Below are 14,810 nucleotides of genomic sequence, written 5' to 3' on the forward strand. Positions count from 1 at the left end.
GCGAAACCGCGAGGGCGGGGGCGCTGTGTGCGCCCCCGCCCTCGCGGTGGTTCCCTCCCCCCGGGGTCAGCCGGTGCTCGCTCCGCCGCCGGCGAGGATCGCGGTGATCGTCTCGGCCAGGCGGCCGAGGTGGGGCGGCTTCATGACGCCGAAGTGGTCGCCGGGGATCCGGTGCAGGGCGACCTCGCCGGTGAGCTCCTGCCAGCGGGTCAGGTACTCCCCGAAGTCCTGCCCAGAGGCCACCTCGTGCTCGCCGTCGGCGAGTTCGTCGCTGGCGATCAGGTGCAGCCGCCCGGGGTAGGGGCGGTGACGGTACGTCAGGCACATCTCCATGACCTCCCGCCACATCCGGGCGGAGGGCAGCCAGACCTCGCCGGCGCCGTGTTCCGGCAGCACGATCCCGACCTCGGGGTCGACGTCGTCCACCAGGTGTTCGAGCAGCGCCAGGGTCTCCCCGCGGAGCGCCGAGGTGTCCTGCCCGGCCGGGGCGGCGGCCAGTTCGGTCAGCTTCGCCACGCAGCTCTCGATCAGCCGGTACTCCTTCCACAGCTCGGGCCGCTCGTGGTTGTCCAGCCCCGGGTCGAGCAGGACGAAGGTGACCTCCTCGCCCTCGGCGGTGAGCCGGTGGGCCAGCTCGCTGGCGATGCCGCTGCCTCCGCACCAGCCGAACAGCCGGTACGGGCCCTGCGGGGCGGCGGCCCGCAGTTCGGCCAGGTAGCGCTCGGCCATCTGCTCGGTGGAGGGGACGGGCTGCCCGTTCTCGGCCTGGAGGCCGGGCCAGGCGAAGGCCGCGACCGGCTGGTCCGGGTCGAGGTACGGCACCAGCGGGCGGTACCAGTGGGCGCTGCCGCCGCCGGGGTGCACGCAGAACAGGGGCGGCCGGCTGCCTTCCCGGCGGAGCCAGACCAGCGCCTCCACCGGCTCGCCGGCCGCCGCCGCGTCGACGGCCGCCGCCAGCCCGGCGACGGTCGGGTCCGCCACGAACGAGCGCACGGTCAGGTCGATTCCGTGCCGCTCGCGCAGCAGGGCGGTGATGCGCAGGATGGCCAGCGAGTGGCCGCCGAGGAGGTAGAAGTCGTCGTCCACCCCGACCTGTCCGAGGCCGAGCACCTCGGCCCAGACCTCGGCGACGGCCCGCTCGGTGGCGGTGCGCGGCGCCGCGGAGCCGGCGGTCGGCGCGGGCCCGGAGGGCTCCGGGAGCGCGGCGCGGTCGATCTTGCCGTGGGCGGTGAGCGGGAGTGCGGGCAGTTCCACCCAGGCGCCGGGGACGAGGTAGTCGGGCACCCGCCGCCGGAGCTGCTCGCGCAGCGCGGCGACGTCCAGCGGGCCGGACCCGGGTTCCGGGACGACGTAGCCGACCAGGCGCTTCTGGCCGTCCGGTCCGGGGTGCACGGCCGCCGCGGCCGCCCGGACCGGCGCGAGGCCGCCGATCATGGCCTCCACCTCGGCGAGTTCCACCCGGTGGCCGCGGATCTTCACCTGGTTGTCGCGGCGGCCGACGAAGGACAGCGTCCCGTCGGGGTCGCGGCGGACGATGTCCCCGGTCCGGTAGAAGCGGGCGCCGGGGAGCTCGCCGGACGGGTCCGGCACGAAGCGGTCCGCGGTGAGGTCGGGGCGGCCGAGGTAGCCGCGGGCGAGCCCGGGGCCGCCGACCAGCAGTTCACCGGCCACGCCGAACGGCACCGGGTCGAGGTGGTCGTCGACCACCAGGACGCGGGTGTCGGTGATCGGCACGCCGATCGGCACCCCCCGGTCGGCGTCGGCCCCGGTCACCCCGCGCAGCGCCGTGCTGAAGGTGGTGCACTCAGTGGGTCCGTAGCCGTTGGTGAGCGCGACGCCGTGGCCGAGGGCGGTGCGCACGTGCGCGGGCGAGAGGGCGTCGCCGCCGGCCAGCACCTGCCGCACCCCGGCCAGCGCGGCCGGCTCGGTCTCCACCATGTGCTGGAACAGGCCGGCGGTGAGCCAGAGCAGCGTGACCCGGTGCCGGCGGAGCACCTCGGCCAGTTCGGCGGCGGTGGTCGCCCCGGGCGGGCAGACCGCCAGGCGGGCACCGTTGCCCAGCGCCCCCCAGACCTCCAGGGTGGAGGCGTCGAAGGCGAGCGGCGCGTGCAGCAGCAGCACCTGGTCGGGGTCGAGGTCGGCGTAGTTGGGGTCGTGCACCAGCCGGACCACGGCCCGGTGGGTGACCTGGACGCCCTTGGGCCGGCCGGTGGAGCCGGAGGTGTAGGTGACGTAGGCCAGGTTGTCGGGGTGGGTGCCCGCCTCGACCGGGGTCTCCGGCAGGACGGCGAGGCCGGTCCAGGCCGCGTCCAGCGGGACGCAGCGCAGGTCGGCGATCCGCGCGAGGCGGTCGGTGTCCTCCGGCCGGCAGATCACCACGTCGGCGCGGACGTCGTCCAGCACGAAGCCGATCCGGGCGTCCGGGTAGGCGGGGTCGAGCGGGACGTAGTAGCCGCCGGCCTTGAGCACGCCGAGCATGGCCAGCACCGCCTCGACGCCGCGGTCCAGGCAGATCGCGACCGGCGTCTCCGGGCCGACGCCCAGCCCGCGCAGCAGGTGGGCCAGCTGGTTGCTGCCGGTGTCCACCTCGCGGTAGGTGAGGCTCCGTTCGGCGTCCTCCAGGGCGATCGCGTCCGGGTCGGAGCGCTCCGCGACCAGCTCGGGCACGCAGACCTCGGGCAGCGGGCGGGTGGCGGGGGCGGTCGCGCCCGGCCGGTCCAGGCCGGGGGCCCGGAAGGCCTGCGGGTCGGCGTCGGCGTCCTCGGCCATCGCGGTGAGCACGGCGATGAAGGTCTCCCCGATCGCCGCCAGCCGCTCCCGGCCGACCCAGCCGGGGCGGCAGGTCATCCGCAGCTCGCCGGGGAAGGTCCAGACGTCGAAGGTGAACTCGTTCGGGCTGTGGTCGGTGACGGTGCCGATGTCCGACCGGTGCTCGTCGAGCACGTGGAAGTCCAGGTAGGCGAAGACCACCTCGACCAGTGGCTCGCCGCCGCCCCACTCGCGCTGCATCGCGGGCAGCGGGTAGCGGCGGTGCGGCCACAGGGCCAGCTCCTCGGCGAACACCGAGCGCACCAGCTCGCGCCAGCTCGGCGCCCGCAGGTCCACGGCGAACGGCACCGTGTTGAGGTACATGCCGCGGACCCGGTCGCCGCCCGGCAGTTCGGGCCGGCCGTTGGTCACCGCCCCGGCGAGGAACCGGCGCTGGCCGCTGAGCAGGCCGAGCACCTTCAGGTGGGCGGTGTAGAGGACGGTCTTGAGCGAGCTCTGGGTGTCGGCGGCGAGCCGGCGCAGCTTCGGCTCCAGCGCCGCCCAGGGCAGCCGCACCTCGGTGGCGGGCAGGTGCGCCTCGGCCGGGGCGGTGTCGGCGGGCAGCCGCAGCCGGTCGTGGCCGGTGATCCGGCCGCGCCAGAACTCCCGGTCCGCCGGGGAAGCCAGGGCGCGCTTCTCCAGCTGGATGAAGTCGGCGTAGCGGACCTCCGGCGGCGCCGCGGCCGGGGCGCCGGTGCCGGCGGCCAGCTCCCGGTAGGCGGCGCGCAGTTCGCCGATGACGGAGTGGTGGCTCCAGCCGTCCAGGATGGCGTGGCACTCGACGTGGGTCAGCAGCCACTCCCGGTCGCCGACCAGGTGGGCGTGGTAGCGCAGCAGCGGGGCGCGCCCGACGTCGAACGGGGTGCGCTGGGCCTCGGCGCGGAAGCGCCGGACGGCGGCCTGCTGCTCCTCGGCCGGCAGGTGGCGCAGGTCGTCCACGCCGATCTCCAGGTGCAGGTCGTCCGCCGCGTGCACCAGCTGGAGCGGTTCGGAGTACCCGGAGAGGTCGAAGGAGGTGCGCAGGATCTCGTGCCGCTCGATCAGCAGCCGGACCGCGCCGTTCAGCGCCTCGGCGGAGAACGGGCCGTCGTCGACGATCTGGAAGGTGCTGGCGTTCTGGTAGGTGTTGCGCTCGGGGTCGGCCAGCATCTCGTAGACCATGCCGACCTGGACCTGGCCCATCGGGTAGGCGTCGGCCAGGCCCTCGGGGAGGCGCTCGCGGTCGGCCGGGTCGAGCAGCTCGAACCGGCCCACCAGGGCGGTCTCGGCCGCGCCGGCGGCCGGCCGGTCGGCCGCCAGCGGGGCCAGCTCGGCGACGGTCTGGCGGGCGAAGACGTCCTGGACGGAGAGGGCGAGCCCCTGGTCGCGCAGCGCGCCGACGGCCCGGATGGCGCGCATCGAGTCGCCGCCGAGCTGGAAGAATCCGTCGTGCACGCCGACCTTGTCGACGCCGAGGGCGGCGGCGAAGGCGTCCGCGAGGGTCTGTTCGAGGGCGCTGCGCGGCGCGACGAACGCGCCGACCAGCTCGGAGCGGGTCCGGTCGGGTGCGGGCAGCGCCTTGCGGTCGGTCTTGCCGCTGGGGGTCAGCGGCAGCGTCTCCAGCGTCGTCCAGTGCACCGGGCGCATGTGCTCCGGCAGCCGTCCGCGCAGGTGCTCGCGGGCCGCCTCGACGTCGGCCCCGGCCGGTACCAGGTAGCCGACCAGCTGGTCGTCGTGGACGGCGACGGCCGCGGCGGCGACGCCGGGGGCCTGCGCCAGGACCGCCTCGATCTCGCCGAGTTCGACCCGCTGGCCGCGGATCTTCACCTGGTGGTCGAGCCGGCCGAGGTACTCGATTTCGCCGTTCGCCCGGTACCGGGCGAGGTCGCCGGTGCGGTAGAGCCGGCCGCCGGGCTCGGTGGCGAAGGGGTCGGGCACGAAGCGGTCGGCGGTGAGCTCCGCCCGGTTCAGGTAGCCGCGGGCCAACTGGACCCCGCCGAGAAGGAGTTCGCCCGGCACGCCGATCGGCTGCGGGCGCAGCGCGGCGTCCACGATGTAGGTGCGGGTGTTGGAGATCGGGCGGCCGATGGTGACCGGCCGGCCCGGCTCGCAGCGGATCGCGGTGACGTCGACGGCGGCCTCGGTGGGCCCGTACAGGTTGTGCAGTTCGCAGCCGATCCGCTCGTGCACGGCGGTGACCAGCTCGGCGGGCAGTGCCTCGCCGCTGCACACCATGCGGCGCAGCGAGGGCAGCGGCGGCAGCGGCTCGGCGAGGAAGGCCCGCAGCATCGACGGTACGAAGTGCAGGGTGGTGATCCGCTCGGTGCCGATCAGTTCGGCGAGGTAGGCCGGGTCGCGGTGGCCGCCGGGGCGGGCCAGGACCAGGGTCGCACCGGTGATCAGCGGCCAGAAGAACTCCCAGACCGAGACGTCGAAGCTGTACGGGGTCTTCTGCAGCACCCGGTCGTCGGCGTCGAGCCCGTAGGCCTCCTGCATCCAGTGCAGCCGGTTGACGATGGCCCGGTGGTCGACCAGCACGCCCTTGGGGCGGCCGGTCGAACCCGAGGTGTAGATCAGGTAGGCCGGGTGCTCGGGCGCCGCCGCGAAGACCGGGTCGTGGCCCCAGCCGCCGGGCAGTTCGGCGGTGATGTCCACCAGGTGCGGGGCGCCGCCGGTCACCAGCGGGGTGAGCCCCTGGTCGGTGACCACAGCGAGGGCGCCGGAGTCGGCCAGCATGAAGGCGAGCCGGTCCGCCGGGTAGTCGGGGTCGAGCGGCAGGTACGCGCCGCCGGCCTTGAGCACCGCGAGCAGCGCGACCACCAGGTCGGCGCCGCGGTGCAGGCAGACGCCGACCACCGACTCGGGGCCGACGCCGAGCCGGCGCAGGTGGTGGGCGAGCTGGTTGGCCCGGACGTCCAGCTCGCGGTAGCTGAGCTCGGCGCCCTCGAACCGCAGGGCGGTGGCGTTCGGGGTGCGGGCGACCTGCGCCTCGAACAGCAGCGGCAGGGTGCCGGTGGGGTAGCCGCGGCCGGTGGCGTTCCAGCTGAGCAGCTGGCGCTCGCGCTCCTCCCGGGGGAGGATCTCCAGCTCGTCCAGCGGGGTGTCGGGCGCCGCGACGGCGTGCTCCAGCAGCTGGGTGAACTGGGCGGCGAACCGCTCGGCCGTCGCCCGGTCGAACAGCGCGGAGGCGTAGTTGACGCCGCCCGCGAGCGAGCCGTCCGGCTGGGCGGCCAGGCCGACGGTGAGGTCGAACTTGGCGGTGCTCTCGCCGACCGGCAGCCGCTCGACGGTCAGGCCGCCCATGGCCGCGGGCGTGGAGGCGCCGGCGGCGTCCTGCCACAGCAGCATGGAGGAGAACAGCGGTGTGCGGGCGGGGTCGCGCTCGGGCGCCAGCTCCTCGACCAGGCGCTCGAACGGCACCTCCTGGTGGCCGTACGCGTCCAGGGCGGTCTCCCGGACCTGGGACAGCAGCTCGGCGAAGGTCCGCGGGCCGGCCAGGTCGACCCGGAGCACCAGGGTGTTGAGGAAGAGGCCGACGACGTCCTGCACCTCGGCGCGGTCGCGCCCGGCGACCGGGGAGCCGACGGCGACGTCGCGCTGCCCGCTCCAGCGGCCGAGCAGGACGGCGTGGGCGGCCAGCAGGGCCATGAAGGGGGTGGCGCCGTGGTCCCGGGCCAGCGCCGTCAGCCGTCCGGCGGTCGCGGCCGGGACGACCAGCGGCACCAGGGCGCCGGCCGCGTCGCGCACCGGCGGGCGGGGCCGGTCGGTGGGCAGCTCCAGCGGCGCCAGTGCGGCCAGCCGCTCGTTCCAGTGGTCGAGGCGGCGCCGGAGCGCCCCGTCGGAGAGCCGCTCGCGCTGCCAGACGGCGTAGTCGGCGTACTGGACCGGCAGGTCCGGGGTGCGGGCCGGGCGCCCGGCGACGGCGTCGTCGTAGCGCTCGGCGAGTTCGCCGACCAGGAGGTCCTCGGACCAGCCGTCGCAGGCGATGTGGTGGACGGTCAGCAGGACGACGTGCTCCCGCGGGGCGAGCCGGGCCAGGACGGCGGACAGCACCGGGCCCTCGGCGAGGTCCACCGGACGGCGGGCGCCGGTGGCGAGGTCGGCCAGCCGCGCGTCGGCGGCGGCCCGGTCCAGGGTGCTCAGGTCCTCCTCGGTGAGCGGCACGCCGCTCGGCGCGTCGACCACCTGGACGGGTTCCCCGTCGACCACCGGGTACCTGGTCCGCAGGACTTCGTGGCGGTGCTGGATCCCGTCGAGCGCGGTCCGCAGCGCGGCCCGGTCGAGGGGGCCGGTCAGCCGCAGCGAGGCCGTCACCAGGTACTCGGTGCTGCCGGGCTGGAGCCGGTCGAGGATCCAGAGGCGGCGCTGGGCGAAGGAGAGCGGCAGCGGGCCGCCGCGCGGTGCCCGGCCGATGCCCTCGGCCGGGGCGGTGCCCGCCCGGCCGGCGAGGCGCCGGCGCAGCAGCTCCTGCCGCAGCCGGGTGCGGTCCGTGGTGTCGGTCATCGGTGCCCCTCCTCGGCGAGCAGGCCCGCCACTTCCTCGTCGGTGAGCGCGGTGATCTCGGCCTCGACGGCGTCGGTCACCGCCTCGGTGAGCCGGGCCACCGTGGTGGCCTCGAACAGCAGGCGCAGCGGCAGCTCGACGGCGAACGTCTCGCGGAGCCGGGCCAGGACCCGGGTGGCCAGCAGCGAGTGGCCGCCCAGGGCGAAGAAGTCGTCCTGGACGCCGATCCGCTCGACGCCCAGCACCTCGCCCCAGATCGCGGCGACCGCCTCCTCGGCGGGGTCGCGCGGGGCCAGGTGCTCGCGGGCCCCGCCGGCCAGCGCGGCGGAGGCGTCGGGCAGTGCCTTGCGGTCGGCCTTCTTGCTGGCGGTCAGCGGGAGCGCGTCGAGCGGCACCCACAGCGCGGGGATCATGTACTCGGGGAGCAGCGCCCGCAGGTGGCCGCGGAGTTCGGCCACGTCGGGCATCGGGCTGCCGGGCCGGGCCACCAGGTAGGCGGCCAGCCGGCGTTCGCCGGGGGCGGTCTCCGGGGCGGTCACCACCGCTTCCTGGAGGGCGGGGTGGCGGGCCAGCGCCGCTTCGATCTCGCCGAGTTCGATGCGCAGGCCGCGGACCTTGACCTGCTGGTCGATCCGGCCGAGGAACTCGATGGTGCCGTCCGGCCGGTGGCGGGCGAGGTCGCCGGTCCGGTAGAGGCGCCCGCCCGGCTCGCCGCCGAAGGGGTCGGGCACGAAGCGCTCGGCGGTCAGCTCCGGGCGGCGGTGGTAGCCGCGGGCCAGCCGGACGCCGCCCAGGTACAGCTCGCCGGGGACGCCGACCGGGACGGGCCGCTGGTCGGCGTCGAGGATGTGCGCGCGGGTGCCGGGGACGGGCCGCCCGAGCGGCAGGGCCGAGGCCTCGTCGCCCTCCGCCGGCACCTCGGAGACGGGGTGCAGCAGGCAGGTGACGGTGGCCTCGGTCGGGCCGTAGTTGCACAGGAAGCGGGCGGGCAGGCCGGTCTGCGCCCAGCGCCGCGCGTCCAGGCCGGTGACCACGTCGCTGCCGACGTTCATCAGCTTGAGCCCGCTCAGCAGGTGCAGGTCGGGGGACTCCAGGACGGCCCGGTAGTAGGACGGCGTGATCTCGACGACGGTGACGCCGTGCTCGGCGAGCCGGACCGGCAGCTCGGCCGGGGTCCAGAACACCGGGTCGGCGACCACGATGGTGGCGCCCGCGACCAGGGTGGCCGCGATCTGGTCCATCGCCACGTCGAAGGTGAGGGCGGAGAGCAGGACCACCCGCTCGCCGGGGGCGATGCCGTACTGGTCGGCGATCACCCGGCAGTGGTGGGCGTAGGAGCGGTGCTCGATCATGACGCCCTTGGGGCGGCCGGTCGAGCCGGAGGTGTAGATGACGTAGGCGAGGTTCTCCGGCCGGATCAGGACCGGCTCGGCCTCGGTGGCGGCGCTGTCGGTTCCGGCGGCGGTCCCGTCGTCGGTGTGGGTCCCGTCGTCGGTCCCGTCGGCGAGCACCACCCGGTGGGAGCCGGTCACCCGGTCGGCGAAGGCCCCGGTGGTGACCACGAGTTCCGGGCCGGCGTCGGCGAGCATGAACTCCAGCCGCTCGGCCGGGTGCTGCGGGTCGAACGGCACGTACGAGCCGCCGGCCTTCAGCACCGCGAGCAGCACCACGACCGCCTCGACGCCGCGCTCCAGGAGGGAGCCGACGACCGTCTCCGAGGTGACCCCGAGGGCGCGCAGCCGGGCCGCGAACCGGTCGGCCCGCGCGTCGAGTTCGGCGTAGCTCAGCCGCTGGTCGCCGAAGACCACGGCGACCGCGTCCGGGGTGCGCCGGGCCTGCCGGGCGAAGAGCTCGGGCACGCAGAGCCCGTGCTCCTCGACCGGGTCGAGCTCGGCGGCCCGCCCGCCGGCCGGGTCGGCCCAGCGGGTGAGGACGGTGTGCCGCTCCTCGTCGGTGAGCATGCCGAGGTCGCCGATCCGGGCTCCGGGGGCGGCGGTGACGCTGCCGATCAGGGTCAGGTAGTGGCCGGCCATCCGTTCGACGGTCGCCCGGTCGAAGAGCGCGGTCGCGTACTCGAACCAGCAGTACATCCGGCCGCCGCGTTCCTTGACGGTCACGGTGAGGTCGAACTTGGCGATCTCCAGGCCGGCCCGGACCGGCTCCACGGCGGCCGCGCCGAGCCGGGCGGGGACGCCGGCCAGGTGCTGGTGCTCGAACATGACCTGGAACAGCGGGTTGCGGGAGAGGTCCCGCTCCGGGCGCAGCGCGTCGACCAGGTGCTCGAACGGCACGTCCTGGTGGGCGAAGGCGTCGAGCACCGAGCCGCGGACGTGGTCCAGCAGGTCCGGGAAGGCCGGGTTGCCGGCCAGGTCGTTGCGGATCACCAGGTTGTTGGTGAAGAACCCGACGAGGTCCTCGGTCTCCTGGCGGGTCCGCCCGGCGACGGGGGTGCCGACCGCGAGGTCGTCGAGGCCGGTGTAGCGGTGCAGCATCACCTGGAAGACGGCGAGCAGCACCATGAACGGGGTCGCGCCGTGCCGGCCGGCCAGCTCGGTGACGGCCCGGCCGACCTCCGGCGCCACCTCGACGACCACGTTGGCGCCGCGCGAGTCGCGGACGGCCGAGCGGAGCCGGTCGGTGGGCAGCTCGACCGGCGTCAGGCCGCCCAGGCGGTCGCGCCAGTAGGCGAGCTGGTGGTCCAGCCGGCCGGCGTCCTGCTGCTCGCGCTGCCAGACGGCGAAGTCCGCGTACTGGACCGGCTCGGGGGCCGGCAGGGCCGGCGCGTCCTCGGTGAAGGACCGGTAGGCGAGGTCGAGTTCGCGCAGGTAGACGTTGGTCGACCAGGCGTCGAACGCGATGTGGTGCAGGGTCAGGACGAGCAGGTGGTCCTCGGGGGCGGTGCGGATCAGGGTCGCCCGCAGCGGGTGGCCCTGGGCCAGGTCGAACGGGGAGCGGGCCAGCTCGTCGACCAGGGCGCGGGCCCCTGCCTCGGCGTCCGGCCCGGCCGACAGGTCGGTCAGGGTGAAGTCGACCGGCCCGGCGGGGTCGACGACCTGGACGGGGTCGCCGCCCTCGGAGCGGTACCGGGTGCGCAGCACCTCGTGCCGGGCGGAGAGCGCGTCCAGCGCGCCGCGCAGCGCCGCGGTGTCGAGCGGGCCGGTCAGCCGCAGCGCCAGCGGGACGACGTACTCGTGGCTCCCTGGCTCCAGCTGGTCGAGGAACCACATCCGCTGCTGGCCGAAGGAGAGCGGCAGCGGGCGGTCCCGGCCGACGGGGCGGACGGCGTCCGCCGCGGTGTCGGCGCCGGTGCCCGAGGCGCCGTCGATCCGGGCGGCCAGCCCGGCGACGGTCGGCGCGTGGAACAGCTCGCCGACGGTCAGCTCGATGCCGAACGCGCGCCGCAGCCGCAGCACCAGCTTGATCGCGAGCAGCGAGTAGCCGCCGAGCAGGAAGAAGTCGTCGTGCGCGCCGACCCGTTCGACGTCCAGCACCTCGGCCATCAGTGCGGCGACGGTCCGCTCCGCGTCGGTGCGCGGGGCCTCCCAGGCCCGCGCGGCCGGGCGCTCCGGCTCGGCGGCGGGCAGCCGGCGGCGGTCCACCTTGCCGTTGGGCGTGAGCGGCAGCTCGTCGAGCTCGACCACGGCGGACGGCACCATGGCCTCCGGCAGCGCGGCGGCCAGCCGGGCGCGCAGCCCGTCCGGCTCGATCCGCGCCCCGGCGGCAGCCACCACGTAGGCGGTCAACCGGGTGTCGCCGGTGCCGGACCGGTGGGCGGCCACCACGGCGGCGGCCACCGAGGGGTCGGTCGCCAGCAGCGCCTCGATCTCGCCGGGCTCGATCCGGACGCCGCCGATCTTGACCTGGTCGTCGACGCGTCCGACGTACTCCAGCGCGCCGTCCGCGCGGCGGCGCACCAGGTCGCCGGTGCGGTAGCGGCGGGCGCCGGGCACGGCGGCGAACGGGTCCGGGACGAACCGGTCGGCGGTGAGGTCGCCGCGGCCGGCGTAGCCGCGGGCCAGACCGATGCCGCCGACGCAGAGTTCGCCGACGACGCCGACCGGCACCAGACGGTCCTCGGCGTCCACCACGTAGGTGCGCACATTGGGCAGCGGCAGGCCGATCGGCACCTGCTCACCGGGCTCGGCCGGGTCGTAGGGCCAGGCGGTGGAGTCGATCGCGCACTCGGTGGGGCCGTAGGTGTTGACCACCTCGACGTCGACGATCCGGCGCAGCCGGGCGCAGAGTTCGGCGGGCAGCGGCTCGCCCGCCGAGCAGACCACGCGCAGCGCGTCGCAGTCGGCCAGCGCCGGTTCGTCGAGCAGCAGGCGCAGCATCGAGGGCACGCCCTGGAGCACGGTGACGCGGTGCTCGGCGACGGCGCGGGCCATCACCGCCGGGTCGCGGTGGGCGTCCTGCGGACCGGTGACCACGGTGGCGCCGCAGACCAGCGGGGAGAGGAACTCCCAGACCGCGGCGTCGAAGCCGATGGTGGTCTTCTGCAGCACCCGGTCACCGGGGCCGAGGCCGTAGCGCTCCACGGACCAGAGCACCCGGTTGCGGATCGCGGCCTCCGGGACGACGACGCCCTTGGGCCGGCCGGTGGAGCCGGAGGTGTACATCACGTACGCGGCCTCGGCGCCGGTGGCGCCGGCGGGTTCGAGGTCCGCCGACGGCGCCCCCGCCGGGTCCTCGCCGCCCTCGCCGCCCTCGCGGTCGAGGACGAGCGTGTTCGGGTGCGGCGGCAGCTGGCCGAGCAGGGACTCCTCGGTGACCAGCAGGCCCACCCCGGCGTCGGCGACCAGGTGGGCCAGCCGCTCGGCCGGCTGCTCCGGGGCCAGCGGCACGTAGACGCCGCCCGCGGTCAGCACCGCGAGCAGGGTGGCGACCAGATCGGTGCCGCGGTGCAGGGCGACGCCGACGGGGCTCTCCCGGCCGACGCCGCGCGAGCGCAGCACCCCGGCGAGCCGCCGGACCCGGTCGGCGAGAGCGGCGTAGTCGGTCCGCTGCCCGCCGGACACCACGGCGCCCGCGTCCGGGGTGGCCAGTGCCTGGGCGAAGAACAGTTCGGCCAGCGACTGCCGCGGGCGCCCGGTCTCGGTGCGGTTCCAGCGGGCGAGGTCGGCCAGCTCCGCGTCGGGGACGGTCTCCAGCGTGTGGGCGGGGGCCGCCGGGCGCTCGGCGACGGCCGCCAGCAGCCGCAGCAGGCTCGCCGCCATCCGCTCGATCCGGGCCCGGTCGAAGAGCGCGGTCGGGTAGATCAGCCGGGCCGCGAACGAGCCGTCGGGGAGCTCGGACAGGTGCAGCGAGAGGTCGAACGCGGAGTGCTCGGTGGCCGCCTCGACCTTGCTCACGTCGAGCCCGGGCAGCCGCAGCGGGCGGCGCTCGGCGTTGTGCAGCGCGAAGCCGACCTGGAACACCGGGTTGCGGGAGAGGTCGCGCTCGGGGGCGAGGTCGGCGACCACCCAGCCGAACGGGACGTCCTGGTGCTCGTAGGCGTCCAGGGTGGTCTCGCGGACCCGCGCCAGCAGGTCGAGGAAGGATCCCCGGCCGGACAGGTCGGTCCGCAGCACCAGCGTGTTGAGGAACATGCCGACCAGCGGTTCCAGGGCCACTTCGTCGCGGTCCGAGACCGAGACGCCGACGGCCACGTCGCGGGCGCCGGACCAGCGGGCGAGCAGCAGCTGGAACGCGGCCAGGTGCACCATGAACGGCGTCGCGCCGCCGTCCCGGCCGAGCGCGGCCAGCCGCTGCGCGAGCTCCGCCGGCACGGTGAACGGGACGCTGTCGCCGGCCGGGTCCCACTGCGCCGGGCGGCGGCGGTCGGTGGGCAGCTCCAGCGGTTCCAGGCCGGCCAGCCGCTCCCGCCAGTAGCCGCGCCGCCGCTCGGCCCGCTCGGGGGTGGCGGCCCAGGTGTCGCGCTGCCACTGCGCGAAGTCGGCGTACTGCACCGGGACGGGCTCCAGCGGCGACGGCCGCCCGGCCGCGAAGGCGTCGCAGAGCTCGTGCAGCTCGCGCGCCAGGATGCCCCAGGACCAGCCGTCGAAGGCGATGTGGTGGACGGTCACCAGCAGGACGGCCTCGTCCTCGGCGAACCGGGCCAGGGTCAGCCGCCAGGGCGCCCGGGCGCGCAGGTCGATCGGGGCGCGCAACTCGGCGGCGTGCAGCTCGCGCACCCGCGCCTCGCGGCCGTCCGCCGGCACCCCGGTCAGGTCGAGCACGGCGAGCGGCACGGGGCCGGGCTCGTCGACGTACTGCACCCCGGAGCCGCCCTCGGTGCCGTAGCGCGAGCGCAGCACCTCGTGCCGCGCCGCGACCTCGGTGAACGCGGCCTCCAGCACCGGCAGGTCGAGCGGGCCGCGGATCCGGAACGCCTCGCACATCAGGTACTCGGTGGAGGCGCCGGAGCGCAGCTGGTCCAGGAACCACAGCTGCTCCTGGGCGTAGGAGAGCGGGAGTCCGCTGTCACCGGTGGGCATCGGACGCCTCCAGGAGCGAGTCGGGGCTGACGGCGGCCGAGTACGGCTCGGCCATGGCCACGGCGATCCGGCGCGGGCCGGTGAACGGCTCGCGGGCGTGCGCCGACAGCATGTTGTCCACCAGCAGGACGTCGTCCCGCTGCCAGTCGAAGCGGCGCCACTCGGCGCGGTAGCAGGCGCGCAGGTGCGCGATGACCTCGTCCGGCACCGGCCGGCCGTCGCCGTAGTAGGTGTTGGTCGGCAGCTGGGAGTCGTCGTACATCTCGCGCAGCGCCGAGCTCACCTCCTCGCCGAGCGTGGTCACGTGGAAGAAGGTGAGGTGGTTGAACCAGACCGTCTCGCCGGTCACCGGGTGGCGGTGCACCGCCCGGCGGCGGGCGCGGGTGCGCAGGCCGTCGGCGGTCCACTCGGTGGCGACGCCGTTGCGGGCGCAGTAGGCGTCGACCTCGGCGCGGTCGGAGGTGTTGAAGGCCTGCTGCCACGGGACGCCGAAGCCGTCCGAGAAGTTGCGCACCACCATCCAGCCGCGGGCGGCGAACTCCTCGCGGACGGCGGGGTCGATCGCCTCGTACACCCGGCGGGTGTCGGCGAGCGGGGTGGCGCCGAGCGTCTCCGGCGGCTCGACGCAGTGGAAGAACAGGGTCATCGGCCAGTCGGCCTGGTAGGAGTTCTCGTTGTGGAGGAAGATCTCCTCGCTCGGCGGGTAGTCGGTCGAGGTGTACACCTGCCCCTTGATGGTGCTGCGCGGCGAGGACCGCTCGGCGTAGGCCAGGGGCGAGCCGGACACCGCCCGCACCGCCGCCTCGAACCCGTCCACCCCGCCGACGCCGAACCCGCGCAGCAGGACCGCGCCGTGTTCGAGCAGCCGGCCGCGGACGAACGGTCGGGCGGCCGAGAGGTACTCGGCCAGGGGCATGCCGGGAGTGTCGGCCGGCACCGTCAGGGGGAGGACGGAGCCCGCGCCGTTCTCCCGGGGTCGGTCCGCCGGCGCGGGCCGTATGGAGGGGTTCGCAGTCATGCGCCTCAGCGTCGTCGCCCGGCGGC

Annotated in this window: 3 protein-coding genes; all 3 read right to left on the reverse strand. The window is 75.6% G+C overall.

The features are described 5' to 3' along the window. Positions 1-66: 66 nt before the first annotated feature. The 3 genes from ACIF6L_RS21690 to ACIF6L_RS21700 are packed head-to-tail and all read right to left on the reverse strand — an operon-like array spanning position 67 to position 14,682. Entirely contained in the window at positions 67-7,290 is a 7,224-nt protein-coding gene (locus ACIF6L_RS21690) for an amino acid adenylation domain-containing protein (RefSeq protein WP_396486572.1), read from the reverse strand. Next, positions 7,287-13,766: an amino acid adenylation domain-containing protein gene (locus ACIF6L_RS21695; protein ID WP_396486573.1), complete on the reverse strand. Its 6,480-nt coding sequence runs from the start codon at positions 13,764-13,766 to the stop codon at positions 7,287-7,289. Before ACIF6L_RS21695 ends, ACIF6L_RS21690 begins: the two co-directional genes overlap by 4 nt. After that, positions 13,753-14,682: a TauD/TfdA family dioxygenase gene (locus ACIF6L_RS21700; RefSeq protein ID WP_380389387.1), complete on the reverse strand. Its 930-nt coding sequence runs from the start codon at positions 14,680-14,682 to the stop codon at positions 13,753-13,755. Before ACIF6L_RS21700 ends, ACIF6L_RS21695 begins: the two co-directional genes overlap by 14 nt. Positions 14,683-14,810 lie beyond the last annotated feature (128 nt).

The sequence above is a fragment of the Kitasatospora sp. NPDC086009 genome (genome assembly GCF_044540385.1).
GTDB lineage: Bacteria > Actinomycetota > Actinomycetes > Streptomycetales > Streptomycetaceae > Kitasatospora.